General features: G+C 69.0%; 16 protein-coding genes. All 16 read right to left on the minus strand.

The annotated features are described in order from the left end of the window. Positions 1-97 precede the first annotated feature (97 nt). Positions 98-385, minus strand: a complete 288-nt coding sequence (locus MNR00_RS14830) for a WXG100 family type VII secretion target (protein WP_241926669.1) — start codon at positions 383-385, stop codon at positions 98-100. Positions 386-495: 110 nt separating this feature from the next. Further along, complete coding sequence (locus tag MNR00_RS14835; protein WP_241926676.1) at positions 496-1,104, minus strand: hypothetical protein; 609 nt, start codon at positions 1,102-1,104, stop codon at positions 496-498. A 10-nt stretch (positions 1,105-1,114) separates the two neighbouring features. After that, positions 1,115-1,735, minus strand: a complete 621-nt coding sequence (locus tag MNR00_RS14840; protein ID WP_241926677.1) for a hypothetical protein — start codon at positions 1,733-1,735, stop codon at positions 1,115-1,117. A gap of 20 nt (positions 1,736-1,755) precedes the next feature. Beyond that, entirely contained in the window at positions 1,756-3,009 is a 1,254-nt protein-coding gene (locus MNR00_RS14845) for a hypothetical protein (protein WP_241926678.1), read from the minus strand. Continuing rightward, a complete protein-coding gene (locus MNR00_RS14850; protein WP_241926679.1) occupies positions 3,009-3,311 on the minus strand; it encodes a hypothetical protein in 303 nt (100 codons plus the stop codon). Before MNR00_RS14850 ends, MNR00_RS14845 begins: the two co-directional genes overlap by 1 nt. Positions 3,312-3,416: 105 nt before the next feature. Continuing rightward, on the minus strand, positions 3,417-3,704 hold the full coding sequence (locus MNR00_RS14855) for a WXG100 family type VII secretion target (protein ID WP_241926669.1): 288 nt from the start codon (positions 3,702-3,704) through the stop codon (positions 3,417-3,419). 110 nt (positions 3,705-3,814) lie between these two features. Next, a complete protein-coding gene (locus MNR00_RS14860) occupies positions 3,815-8,323 on the minus strand; it encodes an FtsK/SpoIIIE domain-containing protein (RefSeq protein ID WP_241926680.1) in 4,509 nt (1,502 codons plus the stop codon). 25 nt (positions 8,324-8,348) lie between these two features. After that, positions 8,349-9,839 carry an RDD family protein gene (locus MNR00_RS14865; RefSeq protein ID WP_241926681.1) on the minus strand — a complete coding sequence of 497 codons (1,491 nt, stop codon included), beginning with the start codon at positions 9,837-9,839 and terminating at the stop codon, positions 8,349-8,351. Further along, positions 9,836-10,549 (minus strand): hypothetical protein, encoded by a 714-nt coding sequence (locus MNR00_RS14870; protein ID WP_241926682.1) that lies wholly within the window; start codon positions 10,547-10,549, stop codon positions 9,836-9,838. The genes MNR00_RS14865 and MNR00_RS14870 overlap by 4 nt, the downstream gene beginning before the upstream one ends. Then, positions 10,546-12,183, minus strand: a complete 1,638-nt coding sequence (locus MNR00_RS14875; protein WP_241926683.1) for a serine/threonine-protein kinase — start codon at positions 12,181-12,183, stop codon at positions 10,546-10,548. The genes MNR00_RS14870 and MNR00_RS14875 overlap by 4 nt, the downstream gene beginning before the upstream one ends. After that, positions 12,180-13,490: an FHA domain-containing protein gene (locus MNR00_RS14880; RefSeq protein ID WP_241926684.1), complete on the minus strand. Its 1,311-nt coding sequence runs from the start codon at positions 13,488-13,490 to the stop codon at positions 12,180-12,182. Before MNR00_RS14880 ends, MNR00_RS14875 begins: the two co-directional genes overlap by 4 nt. Beyond that, complete coding sequence (locus MNR00_RS14885) at positions 13,487-14,299, minus strand: protein phosphatase 2C domain-containing protein (RefSeq protein ID WP_241926685.1); 813 nt, start codon at positions 14,297-14,299, stop codon at positions 13,487-13,489. The genes MNR00_RS14880 and MNR00_RS14885 overlap by 4 nt, the downstream gene beginning before the upstream one ends. Further along, entirely contained in the window at positions 14,296-15,543 is a 1,248-nt protein-coding gene (locus MNR00_RS17215) for an RDD family protein (protein ID WP_277884360.1), read from the minus strand. Before MNR00_RS17215 ends, MNR00_RS14885 begins: the two co-directional genes overlap by 4 nt. After that, positions 15,540-17,921, minus strand: coding sequence for a transglutaminase domain-containing protein (locus tag MNR00_RS14895; protein ID WP_241926686.1), 2,382 nt, complete (start codon positions 17,919-17,921; stop codon positions 15,540-15,542). The genes MNR00_RS17215 and MNR00_RS14895 overlap by 4 nt, the downstream gene beginning before the upstream one ends. Continuing rightward, positions 17,918-19,177, minus strand: a complete 1,260-nt coding sequence (locus MNR00_RS14900) for a DUF58 domain-containing protein (RefSeq protein WP_241926687.1) — start codon at positions 19,175-19,177, stop codon at positions 17,918-17,920. Before MNR00_RS14900 ends, MNR00_RS14895 begins: the two co-directional genes overlap by 4 nt. After that, positions 19,177-20,148, minus strand: a complete 972-nt coding sequence (locus tag MNR00_RS14905) for a MoxR family ATPase (protein ID WP_241926688.1) — start codon at positions 20,146-20,148, stop codon at positions 19,177-19,179. The genes MNR00_RS14900 and MNR00_RS14905 overlap by 1 nt, the downstream gene beginning before the upstream one ends. Between the last annotated feature and the right edge of the window lie 61 nt (positions 20,149-20,209).

Below are 20,209 nucleotides of genomic sequence, written 5' to 3' on the forward strand. Positions count from 1 at the left end.
CCTTCATCGCATCCGACCCGATCGCTCGTCCTCCGCTGAGGACGCGCGAGGGGCCGACCGAACCGGTCGGCCCCTCGGCACTGTTCTGCGCGGTGGTTCAGCTGCCGGCGAGCTGCTGATCCAGATCCTGGATCGCACGCATCATGCCCAGCAGAGACTCCGACATGTCATTGATGCCATCAACAGCACCCTTCAGACCCGTCGTCAGCTCGCCATAGCCCTCACCGAACTTGCCCGACGCGTGCTGCGTCTTGAAGTCCTCACCCAGCAGAGTGTCCACCTGACCCTTCAGAGTGTCCAACTGCCCCTGAATGTCATCACGAGCCTGCGACAGCGAAGACGCCACCTGCTCCATCTCCGCATAAGACGCACCGAAATCGGCCATCGTCAACACCTCCGAAAATCGTTGAGACCGGACCAACCCGGCCCGACACCCACAACACTACGGAAAACCACAACCACCCGTCGATGGGGAGAACTCCCCATCGATCGCGATCAGGCCCAGCGCTCGCCCGCGCGCACGGCTGCGGCTTCGAACCGCTCCACCGTTGCGCGGTCGGCGGCCGGAGTGAACCCCTCGAAGTGCGACGATGCCAGCACATCAGCGGCGGATTCCTCCACGAGAGAGAGCCCGTAGGGCGTCACCGGTCCGAGCAGGGCGCCGACGGCGCCCGCCGCACCCGCGAACAGCCAGCGCCTCGTGGCGAACTGCCGGTCGCCCTCGCGCTGCAGCAGTGCGACGGTGATGCCGGCGCCGAGTTCGTCGGTCTCGATCACCTCGGCAGTGGGCGGGAGCACGGCATCCCGAGACCACAGATACTCCGCCTGCTCCGCCTCGCTGAGTGCGTCCTCGGAGACGGTGATGGTGAGCGGGGCGAGCACGGCCGCGTCGACAGAGGCGACCAGCAGGATGCGACGCTCTGGAGTGGCCAGGCGGGTCAAGTCGACCAGTGCCTTCGCCACCCGGTCGATGGCGGCCTCGTCGAGGTCGGCGCGTGCGCCGAAGGCGTGTGCCGTGTCGTCTGCCCACGGGGTCGGGTCACCGGGCGGCGGCTCGATCGGAATGCAGCGGTTCTCGTCATAGACGATGTCGAGGGAGATCACGGTGCTCCGATCACTTCACCCAGGTGAACGATGCCACGTGGGTGTCGAACAGCAGGTTCCAGGCCAGCAGAGACGGGTCGTCCTCTGGCAGGTCGACGGCGTGTGCGACGTTGACGACCCACTGCACCGCGCGCGTGCGCCGCGAACCCGGCACCGGCGTCATGTAGTTGAGCATCGTCGTCGCGACCTTCTCGCCGTCCAGAGTGACCTCGCGTCGCTCGCTCCAGCGGACGAAGCGCTCGTCGCCGCCCAGCGGCTGCGCGGCGTGGTTCACGATGGCGTCCTCGACGATGGCATCCAGCGGCAGTTCGGGCGTGGCATCCCGGCGCATCCCGACAAGGCTCGCGGCGCCGAGCACCCAGGTCGGAGCCGATTCGCCTGCCAGCGCGTAGCAGAACGCGTTCTGGCGGCGCAGGTTCGCCAGCGTGTCTCGCACCTGCTGCGCCAGGTGACGCGCGAGGTCTGCACGTCCCGCGGACTGCAGTCGCGTGCTCGCCTGTGCGACGAGTGCGTGCTCGTCGTCCTCGCCGAGGTCGTATGCCTGCCAGCCCGCCGGGATCAGCATGCGGTACGGGGGGATCAGCGAGCCGCTGGACGTGCCGCCGAGAAGCTCGTTGCGAAGGTCACCCATGTGATCAGCCTCTCACGCCGTCAGACCATGAACGGTTCGGGCGTCCTGGATCCAGGGGCGCCTGGCGCCTGAATGACATAGTCGGGGTCGACCTGGAACGGATTCTGGTCCGGATCGAACGCGTTGCCCCACGCACCCTCTGCGGTGTCCTTGATCATGCCGACGATGCCGAACTGCGTCGCCCACACCGTGCTGACGGTGTCGAGCGCGTCGATCCCGCGCGATCCCATGTTCAGCCAGTCGTCGGCACCCTTGCCCGAGAGGAACTCGGTGGTGAACTTGCCGACGCCGCCCCAGAAGCCGGAACCCTTGAGAGCGTTCAGACCCGTCGCCCAGTTCTTGACGCTGCCCGCGCCCTGACCGGTGAGGCGGATGAAGTCATCGCTGAACTGCGTCATGACGCTGCCGCCGCGCAGCCCCTTCGCGGCCGGACCGATGAAGGGCACGATCCCGATGATGGCGAAGGTGAGGTCGAGCCAGTCGCCGTCGCCGATCGCGAATTTGGATATCTGCACGATGAGGGTCGCGATGGCGACGATCGCCGCCAGTGCACCGATGATCGGGCCGCCGATGACGATGGCGAGAACCGCCAGGACGATGCCGGCCACTGCGAGGACATCCGCGAGGAAGTCCAGCAGCCCCTTCATGTCGTCCTTCCAGGAGTCCTCGATCTTCCCGGAGACGCCCTCCTTGATGCGGGTGGACGCGTTGGTGAACGCTGTGTGCCAGTCGTCCCACTCGTCGTCGTACCGACCGGCGGCCTCGTCCCAGTCCGCCTTCTTCGCTGTCGCGGCTCCGCGCGCATCCTGTGCGTTCTCGGATGCCGTGTCGTAGGCGTCCTTGTCGTCCTGATCGGCGTCATCGTCAGGCTTGCGCCACGGCACTGCGCCTTCGGCGGAATCCGCGTCCCGGCTGAGCTGGTAGTACTCGCGCCAGAGCTGCTCGAGGCTGGTGACCAGCGGTCCCATCGCGTTCTTGGCCGACTCGAGGTCGGTGCCGTACTGGGAGATGTGCGGGCCCACGGCCAGGTACAGCGCGCTGGCCTTGTCGAGGTCCTTGCTCACCTCACCGGCGATCTCGCGGATCTTCTCGACCGCGTCGCCCTCCATGTCGGCGCCGTCATCGACCAGGCGGGAGATCAGGCGCCACGATGCGGCCATGTCGTTCCCGAGATCCGTGATCTGCTGGCCGCGCGTGGAGACCTCATCGGCGTCGCCTTCGACGACCTCGATCGGATGCCCGTCCGGTGAATAGGGCATGTAGGGCATGACCATCAGCTGTTCCCCCCGTCATCGAACTTCGACGCTGCGTCAGTGTCGAAGTCCTTGAAACCCTGCACGACGTCGTCGACGTGGTCGGCGAGCCCCTTGCAGTTCTCCATCAGATTCTTGCGGCGGTCGTCCCACCTGCCCTCGAAGTCGTCAGCGGCATCGTGCAGCTGGTTCTCGCCGTAGGGGCGACCGACGGCGCCCTGGAGCTCACGCCGCCGCGAACCGGCGTGCTCGAACTCGTCGACGACGCTGCGCAACTGCGTGACGAGCTGCTGCAGCTCGTCGAACTTGACCTTGACTCCCACCGGACGCCCTCCTTGTGACCCGACCCGTTCAGCCTAAGACGATGATTCATGAGTGTGCGATGGGGACCATTCCCCATCGCACACACTCAAGAATCAGGTTGTGGTTCAGCTGCCGGCGAGCTGCTGATCCAGGTCCTGGATCGCACGCATCATGCCCAGCAGCGACTCCGACATGTCATTGATGCCATCAACAGCACCCTTCAGACCCGTCGTCAACTCGCCATAGCCCTCACCGAACTTGCCCGACGCGTGCTGCGTCTTGAAGTCCTCACCCAGCAGAGTGTCCACCTGACCCTTCAGGGTGTCCAACTGACCCTGAATGTCATCACGAGCCTGAGACAGCGAAGACGCCACCTGCTCCATCTCCGCATAAGACGCACCGAAATCGGCCATCGTCAACACCTCCGAAAGTCGTTGAGACCGGACCAACCCGGCCCGACACCCACAACACTACGGAAAACCACAACCACCCGTCGATGGGGAGAACTCCCCATCGATCGCGATCAGGCCAGCCGCTCTCCTTCGACCAGCGGCATCTGCACCGTCACCTGGCGTCCTGCCTGTACGAAGATGCCTCGCCCCTCGGGGAAGTCGGTGCGCTTGACCTTCGGGAAGGGCACCTTGAACACCGAGTCGCCGTCGAACGCGTCGGGCTTCAGGATGATGCCCTTGCGTCCGGATTTGAAGTCGCCGATGAAGCCGAAGCCGCTGGTGACCTGCGTCACGTCCGCATCGCCGACCAGGAAGTGATCGCTGCGGTTGATCGCCTGGAACAGCGCCTTCATCTCGCGCTCGGCCGGACTGTCGGCGAACTGGGGCACATCCTCGATGACGACCATCAGGCGCATCGGGATCGACTCGTCGGCGGCGAGCTCGGCGATCTCCTTCGCCAGTTCCTTCGCGTCGTCCGGTGTGACCGCGCTGCGGGTCCAGTCGGCCCAATCCTTCAGCTGCGCTCGGCGACCGCCGAAGTGGAACAGCTTCACCTCTGGGTCGAATCGGCGCATCGACGTGATCATGGCCTTCAGTGCATTGGTCTTGCCAGACAACGGCGGGCCGGCCACGACGAACGTGCCGACCGGATCGAAGTCGCGCGCCGACAGGGTGTCTTCGGCGATGCCGAGAACAGGGAAGTCCCCGACGCGGTCGGGCAGCTGCCGCACCGACAGCCTGGTCGGGAGCGCACCGATCTCGGCCACCTCGCGGGCCCCGGCGGCACGCAGGTCGGCGGCGAGCTTTTCGAGCAGCTTCGTCTGCTCCGCCACATTCGGCGTACCGCCCAGCGTGGCGATCTGCGTCTCGAGCCCGTCCATGATGGCGCGCCCAGGAGCGGAGCGCTCATCGAGCACGTCCTTCGGGGCGTTCAGCATGCCGTATGCGGACTCGTCAGCCAGGCGCAGCACCACACGGCGCGACACGTTCGCGCTGACGGCTGTTGGCACCGAGCCGCCACGATCCGCGGTGGCGATCACGTGCACGCCCAGCGGGCGGCCCTCGCCGAGGATCCGCATGAACGTCTGGTAGAACGGCATCCGCGCTGTCGTCGACTCCCACTCCGAGCGGAACTGCGCGAATCCGTCGATCAGCAGCAGGATGCGCGACTCGTCGCGCCCTGTGAGCTCGCGGTACTCGGTGAGGCTCGCGGCGTTGGCCGTGCTGAAGCGCTTGCCCCGGTCATCGAGCACCCGAGCCAGCGAGCGCAGGATGCGCTGCACGCGCTCCGCGTCGTCACCGGCGATGATCGACCCGACGTGCGGCAGGTTCTCGAGCGTGCGCAGCGAGCCGGAGCCGAAGTCCAGGCCGTAGACCTCGACGTGGGATGCCGGATCGTAGCCGGCGGCGATGGCCATCGTGCGCAGCACGGTCGACTTGCCGGACCCGCTGGTGCCGTAGATCAGCAGCGAGCCGTCCTTGTCGGGCAGGAAGTACGTCGGCTCCTGCATCTGACGGGAGGGCACATCCATCTTGCCGAGCAGGATCTCGCCGTCGCCGCGGAGCGGCAGATCGCGCAGATCGACGGCGTGCTCGAGGTCGTCGAGCCACGGTCGCCGCGGCGCGGGGATGCCCGCCTGCTCTGAGGCCTTGACCAGCGATGCGACGATGCGCTTCTGGTCGGTCGGCCCCAGATCCTCATCGTGTGAATCGGATTCGGGCTCCTGGTCGGCCTCCCACAGCTGGGTGGAGCCGAAGCGCAGCTCGGCGACCTTCACCTCGGCGGCCCGCACCTCGTCGGTAGTCCATCCACCGGCATATGCCGACTGGAACGGCACGAGTCGCCCTGGGCCCGTCTTCGCGATGCCGCGACCGGGGATCGAGGGCGGGAACGACGCGGCCACCGGATCGTCGACGACGTCCTTCGAATCCGACTCGTCAGCCATGCGCAGCGCGACACGCAGGTTGGTGTTGGCGCGCAGGTTGTCCTTGATGACACCGGCGGGGCGCTGGGTGGCCATGATGAGGTGGATGCCGAGCGAGCGACCGCGCTGGGCGATGTCGACGACACCGTCGACGAACTCGGGCACCTCGCCGGCGAGCGCAGCGAACTCGTCGATGACCAGCACCAGTGCCGGTGGGGTATCGGGGTCGCGGCGCTTCTCGAGCTCGAGCAGGTCCTTGGCCTTCTTGCGGTTGAACAGGTGCTCACGGTGGTGCAGCTCGGCGCGAAGGCTGGTGAGCGCGCGGCGCACCAGGTGCGGGCTGAGGTCGGTGACCAGGCCCACGGTGTGCGGCAGGTCGACGCAGTCGGCGAACGCCGAGCCGCCCTTGTAGTCCACGAACAGGAAGGTGACCCTGTCCGGGCTGTGTGCCGCCGCCATGCCGAGCACCCAGGCCTGCAGGAACTCGCTCTTTCCGGCACCGGTCGTGCCGCCGACGAGCGCGTGCGGCCCCTGCGTGCGCAGGTCGAGCGTCATGGCATCCGTCTGCGACTGCCCGATGATCGCACGCAGGTTGCCGGCCTTCTTCAGCCGGGACTGCGGCGCACCGGAGCGGTCGATGATCGTGTTGTTCTGTCGCCAGCGGTCGATGACCGCGGCGGGGTCGGATGCCACGTCAGTGCCGACCAGCGAGAGGAACATCACGGAGCCGGGAATGTCGGAGGAGTCCTCGACGACGGTGCTCGAATCGACCACAGGGGCGAGGCGCTTGGCGAACATGGTCATGTAGGCGTGCGAGACGCCCTCGACCTGCACGTGCTCGTAGTCGAGGCCGTTGCGGACGGTGCCCACGGTGGCGTTCGCGAGCCCGCCGGTGACATCGATGAAGCTGCGGCACGCCGCCGGCAGTGCCTCGACGACCGGTGCGACGAACAGTCCGTAGACGCCGACGTCGGCGCCGCGCTCGAGGATCTGGGTGAGCCGGGCACGGTCGACCGGTGCATCGTTGGTGACGATCACGAGCACGGCGGTCTGACCGGGGAAGCTGGCCTCTTCAGCCGCGCGCTTGACGTCGGTGCCGTAGTAGGTCGGATCCCAGTCGTCGCCGTACGGCGGGCGGGGCGAGCTCGCCGCCTTCGCGCGACGCATGACGATCTCCTCGAGCCCGCTCAGCAGGGCGGCGCCGGTGGATGCCGAATCGGCCAGCGGCACGTCCTTGAACGGGTTGCGCTCACTGGAGGTGTGCGGCAGCCACTTCAGCCAGTCGAGTTCCTCGGCCCAACCTGGTTCGGTGAGCGCCACGGCGACGAGCTCGTTGGGCGAGTGCATGCCGAACAGCTGCACGGCGAGCCCGCGCAGGGCGTCGCTGGCGACCGAGGTGGGGCCGGCGACGCCGATCGAGCCGACGCTCTGCAGCGACTCGAGGATCGGCACGTCGTCGATCATCTTGTATCGCTCATCGAGGCGATCGACGCGCTCGACATACTCCACCAGCGCTTCGGGGGTCTCGGCGCGCTTGATGTGCGTGCGCGATTCGTCCTCGCTCACTCCGAGTCGCACGGCGAGGAAGTTCCAGTGCTCCGGCCTGCGGGTCCACAGCATGGGACCAAGGCGCATCGCCTCGTCGAAGACGACGGCGACGGCCGGCACTTCGCTCTGGCGCACCTCGCGTTCGCGGGGATGCGCGTGGTAGAGCTTCTCCTCGAGTCGCTCGAACTGCTCCTCGAACGACTCCACCTCCTGCCGGAGCCGCTGACCGATGTTGGTCTTCTGCGAGATGAAGTTTCCGAACATCATCATCGGCGACATGACCATGATCAGCAGCGATCGCGGGTTGTCGAAGATGAAGAACATCGCCGCGCCCAGCAGGATCGGGGCGACCAGCATCGGCCACGGGAACAGCCGCTGCACCTGGTCCTTGGGGTAGCGCGGCTCGTCCAGATCCTCGCCCACGTAGCGTTCTTCGACGCGCGGGCTGCGGTTGAACAGCAGCGCCCCACCGCGCTCGAGCACCGGGTCGACCTCGGCTGACCCGTCGAAGTCGCTGACCAGGCGCACCACCAGTTCGCAGTCGCCGATCGTGAAGCTCTGCCCTGGAATGACGCGAAGGCGCTGCACGAGACCGCCGTCGACGAGGATGCCGTTGGCGGAGTTCAGGTCGACGAGCTCGACGAACGTGGCTGCGACCTCGATGCGGGCATGGCGCTTGGAGACCAGCGGATCGATGAGGGTGATGTCGCTGGTGGCGTCGCGTCCGATGAAGAAGTGCCCCACCGGCAGCGGGAACTCCTGCCCTGCTGCGGGGCCGGAGAGCACGGTGAGCAGGGCGGCCGGCCGGCTGCCGGTCGGCGTGGTCGCCGCACGGTTCTGCCCGAGGTTCACGATCTCAGCGAGGAACCCGGAGCCGACCGGCGCGTCGCCGATGAGCAGGTCGGGGTTGAGTGTGACGAGATCGCTGCTGGTCGGCGGCGACACGGCGAGGCTCAGCACGTCGCCCGCGCCGCGCGGGGTGGCGCGCAGCGGGTCGGTGGTGGCGATCTGCGCAGCCACGTCGGCCACGGTGGCGGTCGAGTCCGCCATGACGACGATGTCTGTCAGCGGTGCACCGGCACGGCGCAGGGTGAGCTTGACCCTCATCGGTTCTCCTGGATCTGTGCGATTGTCATACGCGTTCGACGGTCAGTGAGCGATCGCCGAAGCGCACCACATCGCCGGTCTGCAGTGCGGTCGGGTCTGCTGGCGCCAGAGCGATCTCGCCGCCGGCGCGCAGGATGCTGCTGCCGTTGGTCGATCCGCGATCGACGACCAGCACTCCCCGACGTGCGGGCAGGAACGCCAGGTGCGTCTTGGACACCGACAGGGTGTCGTCGGCCACGGGAACGAGCTGCACGGCGCCTTCGCCGGTGACGGGTGCGGGAGCTCGGCCGAGGAGCGTCGCTCCTCGCACCTCCACGCGCACGCCGGTGTCGAGCACGAGGACGGCACGTGCGGCGCTGAGTGCGCCGGACGGCGTCGGATCGGATGCCACCGCCTGGGCCGCCGCAGGCGCCGGCGCGATCGGGACGGCAGGAGCCGGCGCAGGCGTGACCGGGGCAGGCGTGACCGGGGCAGGCGTGACCGGGGCAGCTGCCGCGGCGGGAGCCTGGGCTGCGGGAATCGGAGCTGGGGCCGCCGGGGCGCGTACGGCCGGTGCCGGTTGTTCCGGGGCGGGTTGTGCCGGGGCGGATGCCCGTGACGCGAACGAATCGAGCAGCTGGCCGGACGCGAGCGGCGGGGGCACAGCATCCACCATCCCGGACGAAGCGGCGGGCGCGACCGGGGCGAAGCCGGGCGCCGGTGCGGGCGGAGCGGACGCGACACCGGGAGTCGCGGGGGCAGCCTCATCGCGCCGCGGCGTCGAGGTGACGCGGTGTGCGCCGATCACGCCGCCGGAGAACCGCCCTGATGGCACGTACTCGGCAGGGGCGTCGCGATTCAGCGGCGTGGCCAGCGACGGCAGCGGAGCCTTCTCGCTGTGCTCGGGGGTCTTCAGCGTCTTGCGCGCGATGCGCATGCGCTTGACGTCGTACGGGTTCAGTCCGCGCCTGATGTCGACCAGCCAGGTCGCTCCGGCCTGATCGAGCCAGCCGCGACCGCGGCGCTCACCGTCGAACAGCGGCGAAAGCGCCACGACCAGGAGCGGTCCGAGCAGCGGGATGAGGAAGGAGGCGGCCAGCACCAGGTAGCGCACGACGGCGCCGCGCCAGAAGCCGGGGCGCTCGAGGGTGCGCACGTTGACCGTCCGGATGCCGAAGGTCGCCTTGCCGATGGTCAGCCCCTTGCGCCCGTGCAGCAGCAGCTGGAGCACGGTGAAGATCGTGACCAGGGCGTTGGAGATCGCGATCGCAGCGATCGGCCAGACCAGGTCGCCGCGCTCCAGCATCCGCGCCGCATCCGCCGATCCGGATGCGATCTGCAGGGCGACCGGCGTCGCGACGAGGACCCCTGGCAATGCCAGCACCAGCACGATGCACAGCTCGAGAGCGGTGGCGAGCACCCGCCTGCCAGTGGGGGCAGGGATGAGCCCGAGGGCTGCCGCGTATGCAGGGTCGGCCCGGCCGTGCACGTCAAGGCCTTCGATGGCCCGCGCGCCGTCGTCGATCTCCCAGATCAATCCAGATCTCCTTCGGGTTCGGTCTGGGGCGCATCGAGCATGGCCAGGTCCTGCCTGGTCACCAGGCGCGATGCCACCGCGTGCTCGACCAGCCGCGCACGGCGGTTGGTGGCGAAGCTGCGCTGCCCGCCGCGCATGCCAGGCACGCCGATGCGGTCGAGCTTGTCGCACACGTTGTCGAGCTTGCGGTTGAAGCGCGTCACGGTCCAGCCGAGGCGCTCAGCGGCCTTCGCCGACGTCGGGATCTCACTCATGCCCGTGCCGTCACGCCGCAGCTGCGGCTCGGCGAGAGCGAGGATGAGCAGCTTCTGGCTGGCCGTCAGCGGCACCTCCCCGATGGTCGAGGCGCCGTCGCTGTCGGACTCGCGCCGCGTCGCGTGGAATGTCGGCTCGGCGGAGTGCACCGTGAACTCGTACGTCGTCGGCCCCGCCGCGAAGACGACCGTCGTCCGCTCGAAGACCAACGGCAGCCGCGCTCCCGGAGCGAGCCACGCCTGCACGCCGCCGGCAGAATCGGTGACCGTCGCCGTGAGCCTGCTGCCGACGTTCGTCAGCCACCACAGCCCGTCGGTCTTCGCGATCTCGAGGAAGGAGCGATGCAGGAACAGGTTCTCGTCCAGCGCGAGGTCGCCCTCCCTGCCCACAGTGAATGCGGCATCCGCGTCGACGGGGAAGTACTCCCCCGCGAACTCGACCGTGACAGCGCTCATTTCACACAATCCCGCACCGGCTGGGAGGGGCGACCGCCGTCGCGCACGAGGGTGACCTCGATGCACGTCTCCTGCGGGTGCGCGCCGTCCAGCTTCACGTTCGTCGACTCGGTGCTCTCGGCGGGCTGCGGCCCGTCGAGGGTGATCTCCTGCCAGATGAACGAGTCGCCCTCCTTCGGGTCGTCGTTGGTCCATGAGAAGCTCACGACGTCGCCGTCGCGCGTGCCCTTCAGATCTGACACCGGCGGGATGATCGCCGATACGACGTCCTGCGGTTCTGGCGATGCGGCTTCGCTGACCTTCGGAGTGGGGATCAGCGCATTCGTGATGTCGTCGCTGAACCAGAGGAAGGCACCAAGCGCCACCACCACGGTCGCTGCCGCGGCGGTCCAGCCGATCCAGCGGCGCCGGCTGCGCACCGTGGTGTCATCGGATGCCGCAGGCGGGGTCGTCGAAGCGGACTCCACAGGTGTGGCGGGGACCGCGGCGGAGCTCGCGACCGGCGCGACCACGGTCGGCGGTCGCAGCTGCGTGCGCTCATCGTCGGCAGCGGGCGGTGCGGCCTGCGGCGATGGACGACGCTGCGTCTGGTCGACGGCGGCAGCCGCCTCTGGGCTCTCGAACAGCGGTACGTTCGCGCGGGGCACGTGGCGCGGCTCGGTCATCGCCGAGGGACGGGTCATGCCGGGCGCATCGGGAGCGATCGAGACGACTTCGCGCACGCGGGTCAGTCCGTCGTCATCGTCCTTGAGCTCGTCGGCCGACGGATGCTCGTCGACGATGTCGATCGGCGTCACCGAGTGCGCGAGTTCGATCTGCACCTTCTGCAGCGCACGCGCGAACGCGACCGCGCTCGGGTAGCGGTCGTCGGCGTTCTTCGACATCGCTCTGGTGAGCACCGCCTGCAGGCTCGCCGGTGAATCGGGGCGTTCCAGGGGCGGCACAGCCATGCGCTCGATGCGCTCGATCAGGTCGGCGCTGGTGTTGCGCTCACCGGGACGCTCGAACGGCGACCGGCCCGCGAGCAGCGTGTAGATCGTCGCACCGAGGGCGTAGACGTCCGTGCGCGTGCCGCTGCGCGGCGGCTCGGCGAACGACTCAGGCGGAGACCACGGGATCGACATGCCGGCCGACTCGGTCACCGCGCCGGCAGTCGACGCGATGCCGAAGTCCGTGAGAGCCGGACGGTTGTACTCGGTCACCAGGATGTTCGCCGGCTTGATATCGCGGTGCAGCACACCGGCGCGGTGTGCTGTTTCCACGGCTCCCGCGACCTGGATGCCGACACGCAGCGCCTCGGCGACCGAGAACGGCGCCTTGCGGGCGCGCACCTGCAGGTTCGGGCGGGGGCAGTACTCCATCACCAGGTACGGGCGACCGTCGCCGGCGACACTGGCCTGATAGATGGTGACGATGGCCGGGTGCGTCGAGAGCATCGCCATCACGTTCGCCTCGTCGGCGAACTCCTGCGCAGCACCCGTCGTGATCCGATCGGCGAGCAGCACCTTCACCGCGACCTTGCGGCGCGGCATCTCCTGCTCGTACAGGAACACGTCGGCGAATCCGCCGGCGCCGAGCGGCTGCAGGTACGAGAAGCCTGGCAGCTGCGGTGGCGGTGACGGCGGCCTGCTCACGCCAGCCCCTCGAAGATGACAGTGACGCCGTCGCCGAGGTCGACGACATCGCCGTCGAGCACGAGCGTGTGCTCCCCTGGGTGCAGTCGCATCGGGTCGACACCAGGGCGGATCAGCGTCGAGCCGTTGGTCGTGCGCAGATCGATCACGACGACGGAATCGCCCTCGGGACGGATCTCGAGGTGACTGCGCGAGATGTCCTGCTGCGGGCTGTCCACCGCGACCAGGTGCGGCATGGTCTCTCCGCTGGCCCTGGTCGAACGCGGCCGGCGACCGATGATGACGGTGCGATCGAGTTCGATGACCTGACCGGTCGAGATGCGCACCACGCCGTGGGACGACGCCGGGCTCTCGGTGGTGGGAATCATCTCGGTCGGCGCGTTCGGGTCACCCGCAGCCGCACCCGCCTCGGCACGCAGTCGGCGCACCTCCGCAAGTGAGATCGTCGCACCGTCGTGGTCGCCGAGGCTCGCGGGAGGCGCCGGAGCCGGTGGCATCGGCGGGGTGAACGGCGGCAGCGGTGGTGCCGGCGGGGGCAGCAACGGCGAAGGCGCCTTGTGCACGGTCTGCTCCAGCGCATCGGCGTCCAGTGCCGGGGTGGCCTCAGGGACGGGAGCGGTCGCCGGTTCGGGAGCGACCTCCGGCGCGAAGGTGAACTCGGTGGGCATCAGCGTGTGCAGCTCGGGGCGGGAGTCAGGGTCCTCAACCGGCGTCTCGTCTGCATCTGCGGGCTCTTCGGCCGGCGCCGGATCGTCGACAAGCGCAGGCTCTTCAGCGAGCACGGACTTTTCGACGAGCACAGGCTCTTCGACAAGCGCAGGTTCGTCCGCATCGACCGCCGCAGCGCCTTCGGCTTCGACGTCCGCCGACGCGTCCGGCTCGCCGCTGCGCACCGACCCCGCCAGAACGACCCCGGATCGGATCGGGTAGGCCACGGCGTCGGACTGCTCGTCCAGCACCAGTTCGAAGCCCTGCGGATCGACCACGAAGCGCTCGCTCCAGGTGCTGACATCGGCGCCCGAGACGGTATCCGCACCAGCCGCGCCGCTGATCCGCACGGTGACAGGGCCCCGCACGGCGAAGCGCACGGCGCCGCCGGGGGTGAGCGCGACGGCGAACGAGCCGAGAGTCGCGATGGATCCGGCGGCGAGCACGTCGATGACCTCGGTGAGCGCGGGGGTGCCTGCCTGCAGCATCCGCGTCAGTCGCACGATGCGCTCTGGTGCGACGTCACCGGGAACCGCGACGATGCCGCCGTCCTCGACGACCACCTGCCACGCCCCCGGTCGGTAAGAGAACTGATTCATCGAACCCCTCCATTCAATGCATCGCGAGGGCGGGTGGCCTCATCGACGTCGTCCGAGAGGACGACCACCCCCGGCCTCGAAGCCACCGCTGTCGCATCGACGACGATGACGGTGATGTTGTCGCGCCCGCCGGCCTCGACGGCCTCTGCGGTGAGCAGTGCGGCCGCCTGCTGCGGGTCGGGCTGCTGCGCCAGAACCTCTCGGATGCGGGCATCCGAGACCTCGGCGGTCAGCCCGTCGGAGCACACCAGCATCCGATCCCCGAACTCGGCAGGGAAGAGCCAGAAGTCGGCGTCGCCGCTGCTGCCGCCGCCGATCGCACGCGTGATGATGTTGCGCCGGGAATCCGTCGCGGCCATCTCGGGTGAGAGCTCGCCCGCATCGATGAGCTCCTGGATCACGGAATGGTCCACCGTGATCTGCTCGAGCTCGCCGTCGGCGAAGCGGTAGGTGCGCGAATCGCCGATGTTCATGGCCAGCCAATAGCCGAGCCCGTCGACCGACGATATGACGATGCCGGTCAGGGTCGTTCCCGCTCGAGACGACCCGGTGGTCACCAGCTCTTCGACGGCGACGCGCGCACGCGCGAGCGCCTGGCGCACGTCGTCGAGTCCCGCCGCCTGCCGCCCGATCAGGCCGGCGAATTCGCTGATCACGGCGGCGCTGGCCCGCTCGCCCGCCTCGTGGCCGCCCATGCCGTCGGCGACGACGAACACCGGTGCGGATGCGAGGTGCGCGTCCTCGTTGAGGGCGCGACGCCTGCCGGTGTGCGTGGCCGAGCCTGAGGCCACCAGCAGCGGAGCGCTCACGCGAAGCCGCCGATCGTCACGATGCGGTCGCCGATCTCGATCGCATCCCCGAGGCGCACGGGCACGCGCTGCCCTGGCGGGCAGGCGATGCGCACGCCGTCACGCACGACGACGGTGCCATTGGTGGACTGACGGTCCATCACCCAGCCACCAGACGGCGCGGCGCCGGCCTCGAAGTGCGTCTTCGACAGTGAGAGCGTCTCGTCGCGCACGGCGACGATGGCGGCACCCGCCTCGGCATCGGGGTTGCGGCCGAACACCGTGCGCCCCGAGACGGACGCGCGCTGGCCGTCGTCCCAGGTGAAGACGAGGCGGTGCCCAGGGATGCTGATGCGCGTCGACTCGATGTCGTCATCGAGATCGTCGGGCGGGGTGGTCACGGACGCCGGAGCCGCGGCGGCCGGTGCGGACGGGGCCGCCGGTGCGGGCTCGGATGCCGGAGTCGCGACGACCGGGGCCACAGGCGCGACCGGAGCGGGCGCCGCGACGGGAGCGGGCGGCGCTGACGGGGCCAGCGGCTGCTGCGTCACGCCGGGGACGAACGAGATCAGCGGGTCGTCGGGAAGGGCGTCAGTGCGGCGCGGGGCGATGACGGTCTCATCCGGCAGCTCGGTCGGCGCGGGCGCTGCGACCGGTGCTGGCAGCGGCGGGGCCGGCGGCCTCGGGAAGCCGGGGGGCACCGCCGGTCCGCCGAACGGCTGCGGCGGGCGCGGCCCGTCCGGCACCGGCATCGGGGGCGAGGTGAATCCGCTGGTCGCCGGAGCCGCATATGCCGAGGGCGCTGCGCGCCTGGCATCCAGCATCACAGCATCCGCTGCCTTGTCATGCCAGCCCTGGAAGCGGCCTGAGCCGTCGAACAGCGGCGAGAAGTAGCCGACGACGATCGCGCCGGCCAGACCGAACACGATGTTGCGCAGCAGCGCCCGCCCGAAGCCGATCGGGCGGCCGTCCTTCGCCGACGCGAGTCGCAGGCCCTGCGCGCGCATGCCGATCGACCCAGTTCCGGCCTGCATCAGGGTGTAGACGACGAACCAGGCGAGCTCCAGCAGGCCGAGCACGGTCAGCAGGATGAGGACCGAGAGCGCAGCCGCCGCGGGGTCGGCGCTGGTGGCGGCGCCGACCAGCATGCCCACCGCGATGATCGAGCCGATCACCGGGATGACTGCAGCGATGAGCGCATCGAGGATGTACGCCACCACCCGTCGCTGGATGGGCGCGACCTCACCGAAGGGAAGCATCGTCATCGGGTCTCACTCTCGGGGTTCTTGCTCTTGCTGTCGATGTTGCCAGGTTCTCGGCGCACGCGCGCAGCCGCGGCATCCCGCAGGCCTTGCATGCCCGCGGTGAACCGGCTGCCTGCCGAGAGCGAGCGGACGCTCAGGCGCGCCTTCATGCGCGCCCAGAAGCCCACGCTGGTGCTCATGCCTCCGACTGCCTCGTCCACCTCGCTCCAGAAGGCGTCCACCTCTTCTGTGGTGGGCTCGCCTGGTCCGAAGACCTGACTGTCTGCGCGGTCGGCGAGCGCTGTGGCGGTCGGCGCGGCGACGGCGGATGCCACCAGAGCGGCCTCCTCGACCCTGGTGCCGCCAGGGGCGAGCCGTGCGCCGTAGTCGACAGCACGGTCGGTGAGCTCGTCCCACCCTCCGCTGATGCGATCCGAGGTGTTCGCCGCGTTGCGACGCGAACGCCGCTTCGCCGCCTTCCACGCGCCGATCACGATGAACGGCGAAAGCAGCAACAGCACAGCGCCAAGCGAGATTCCGGCGATGGCGAGGATCATCCCGATGATTCCGAGAATGTTCGGGGAGTCGTCCTGCGGCTCGCGATCATCCGGCACCGTCGGCGGCAGGTCGACCGGCTCCTGCGGCGGGGGCGGCGGCTGCAGCACCTGCGGCTTCGGGTCGACTCGCGGCTTGGTGTTCTGGTTCTTGGGAACCTGGTCCTCAGGAGGCGTGGGGTCGAAGGTCACCCAGCCGACGCCTTCGAACGGGATCTCGACCCAGGCGTGCACGTCGTCGCCGGTGGCCTCGAAGACCTGCTCGCCATCGCGCTCAGCAGGTGGGTAGTAGCCCATCACCACGCGTGCCGGGATGCCGAGCTGACCCGCGGCCAGCGCCATCACCACGGCGTACTGCTCGTCGTCGCCGACCATCTGATCGCTGCCGATCAGCGTGCTGATGCGCTCGGCGGTGTGTCCGGCCCGCGAGGGCACGTCGGCCTCGAGGCCGTGGCTGAAGAAGCCGCCCTTGGAGAAGTAGGTCTGCAGCGCGCGGGCCTGCTCGATCGGGGTCTCGGCGTCGGTCACCGCCTCGGCGGCGATGTTCGCGAGGTCCTCCGGCGCGTAGGTGGCGGCGTGCGCCTTGACGTTCGCGAAGTCGGCGTCCTTGAGCTGCTCGTCGGTCGGCGCGACAGGGACGATCGATTCGACCGTGTAGGTGTCGCCCTTCTTGAGCGTCGCCGTAGCCACCATCGTGTCGGTGGCGTTGTTGACGTACGTGCTGCGACGCAGCTGCTCGCCGCGCGAGCCGGTGTAGGTGACGTCGTCGAGCGTCGAGACGCCGGGCACCCAGGCACCGCTGTACTGGCTGATCGCGAATCGCAGCATCGTCGGCACACCCTCGGCGTCCGGCGCCATGCCGCCACGCAGGGGCGTGAACGCGCTGGATGATCCCGGGCCGCCGTCGGTGACGTTGTAGACGGTGCCGTCCCACTGATCCATGGCGCCGAGGCGCACGCGTGCGCCCTTGGGCAGTCCCTCGACGGTGAAGAGCGTCTCGGTCTTCTCATCGCGCACGTTCATGCGGAAGGACTGCAGCGGGCTCGCGTAGTCGCGGATGTTGAACGGCGGGATGATCGCGTCGCGAAAGACGTGGCGAGGCTGGGCCTGCGTGGTGACCGCGCTGATGCCGACACCGGCGCCGGCCGCGACGGCGACGATGGCCACCCCGCCGATCAACCGGCGCATGCGCATGTGCGTGGCACGAGTCGGGTCGACCTGTGCCACATCGACCGCGTTCTGCTGCGGCGCCCACCAGGCCCGAAGCGACATCCACACGACGGCGACCGCCGCGAGCACGATTCCCTGGACGAGCGGGAACGCCGGCTCCGGCACGCCGAGGGCGATCACGAACACGAGGGTCACGATGATCGGGATCAGCGCCCAGCCGACCTGACGCAGTCGCAGGGCGAGCGATGCCGCCGTGACCGAGGCGACCAGGCTGATCAGGAAGGTGACGAGCAGATGACCGTCGGACGCTGAGACAGGAGCCACCGTCGTGAGCAGCTGCTTCCACGACGTGATGGCGCCGAGCGCGAGGCCGCCGAGGGTCTGCAGCGTCGGCACCACGCCCGCGATCGTGGTGTACGGAAGGGCCAGTGCCCCGCCGAAGAGGAAATAAGCCGCGATGGTCATGCCCGCGACGATGAGGATGCCCCACCGGCGCCATGCGCAGACCACGGCGATGCCGAGACCGAGCAGCATGCCGCCGATCACCGAGACGAGAAAGCTCGGGCCGGCGAAAGTGGGCCAGAATCCGATCAGTGCGACCAGAAGCAGCACCGCGACGGCGACGATGTCGAGCACCCAGCGGCGCAGCGAGGCCGATGGCGTGGTGGCGGTCATACGAGAACCTTCTGAAGTGCGAGGGGCAGCTGATTCAGCGCGCCGATCGTGATGACGTCCGCGTCGCCGATCCGGCGCAGCGCGGGCTGATCGAGGTCGTCCTGCACGACGATGGCCAGCGCGCGTGCGCCGAACGGCAGTCGGGAGCAGGCCAGGCGAAGATCTTCAGCGCGCACGGCCGAGCCGCACACGAGCACGACGACGCTGGCGAGCGGCATGGTCGCGGCGAGCACGCCGGCGAGGTCGGAGATGCCGCCTTCTCGGGGCTTGGACTGGGTGACCATCGACAGCGAATCGAGCAGGCGCTTCCCGGTGCCGGAGGCCAGCTCGCGGCCCTGCACCCGCACATCGACGCGCTGCGAGTCGCGCAGCGCTCGCAGCCCGATCGAGCCTGCGCTCGAGACGGCGAGTTCGAACTCCTCGTCACTTCGGTAGTCGCCGCGCGAACGCGACAGCCCGATCACGAAGTGCGAGCGCCGGGTCTCTTCGAACTGGCGCACCATCATGGTGCCGGTGCGTGCCGTCGAGCGCCAGTGCACATGACGCAGATCGTCACCGGGCTGATACTCCAGCAGTGCGTGGAACGACACGTCGTCACGCGATAGGTCGGCTGCAGGCAGCCCTTCGAGGTCGCGCAGGAAGCCGAGCGATTGTCCCCCGAAGTGGACGGTCTTCGGATGCACGTACAGATCGACAGGGTCGTCGCGGCGGTGCGCACGCTCGAAGACGCCGAGTGGATCGCCTCGCACCACGCTGACGGGACCGACCTTGACCACACCGCGGCGCTGGGTGGGGATCGCGAACAGCTCTTCGGCCTGCTGCCCGCCCGCGAGACGCTGGATCGAGAAGTCACCGCGTCCGCCGCCCACCGGCAGCACCACGCGGGAGGGCAGGATCGCCCGCTCACCACGGTTCGCGAGGGTCAGCGCGCCGATCGCCCGCTCGCCGACGACGACGCGGGTGCGCGCGAGGTCCAGCGAGACGTCATACGCGGTGCGGCCGACCAGGAAAGCGGCGCAGATCACCAGCACCACACCGAGAACGGATGCGGCGATGACCAGCTCGAGCCAGCCGAGCAGCGCTCCGGTGCCCCAGAGCAGCACGGCGAGTGCCAGCAGCATCCACCCCAGCGGACGCACCACCGACGCGATCAGCTGCAGTCGGTGCAGCGCGCGCGCACCGATCATGGCTGCGACGTCGCGCCAGCCCGCCTCGTGCTCACCCGTGACGGGTACCGCGATCGTCCCTTCCGACATCAGGCCGCCGTTCGCGCCTGCGGAGCCGCGACACCTTCCAGAACGCGACCGATGACGCTGTCGGGCGTGGTCCCGGCGAACTCGGCCTCAGGGTCGAGCAGCAGACGGTGCTGCCACACGGGCCGCGCCAGCATCTTGATGTCATCGGGCAGCACGTAGTGACGCCCGTGGGCCGCTGCCCAGACCTTCGCGATGCGGATCATCGCGATCGCTCCGCGCACCGAGACGCCGAGGCGGATGGCGGGATCGTTGCGAGTCGCCTCTGCGAGCTCAGCGGTGTACCGCAGCACGGCGGATTCGACGTGCACGGTTGCCGCGAGATCGGCCATGTCGGCCACGGCACCGGTGGTGATCACTGCCGTGAGGCCGGCAGACGGGTTGCGCTGCGAAGCACCCGCGAGAATGCGCTCGGCGACGGCGAGTTCGGGGTAGCCGATCGACGTCTTGATGAGGAAGCGGTCGAGCTGCGCCTCGGGCAGCTTGTACGTGCCCGCCTGCTCGACGGGGTTCTGCGTCGCGATGACGAGGAACGGCCGCCCGGCCTCGTGGGTGACGCCGTCGACGGTGACCCGCGACTCCTCCATCACCTCGAGCAGAGCCGACTGCGTCTTCGGCGAGGCGCGGTTGATCTCGTCCGCCAGCACGATCGACGCGAAGATCGGTCCCTTGTGGAACTCGAAGCGGTGCGCCTGCTGATCGTAGATCGTCACGCCGGTGACGTCGGAGGGCAGCAGGTCAGGGGTGAACTGAATGCGCGAGCTGGTGCCCTGCACGGTGGCCGCCAGCGCCTTCGCAAGGCTGGTCTTGCCGGTGCCGGGGGCGTCTTCGAGAAGCACGTGGCCTTCGGCCAGCATGGCCGAGACCACCAGGCCCACCACGTCGCTCTTGCCCTGCAGCGCCTTGTCGATGTTCTCGACCAGGCGGTTGAAGGTGCCCTGGAACCAGGCGGCCTGTTCGGGGGTCATGCTCATGGGTTGATAGTCCTCACTGTGTACTGCGTGCTGTGTACTGCGTGCTGTGGATGATGGGGCA

This window comes from Microbacterium sp. H1-D42 (genome assembly GCF_022637555.1).
GTDB lineage: Bacteria > Actinomycetota > Actinomycetes > Actinomycetales > Microbacteriaceae > Microbacterium.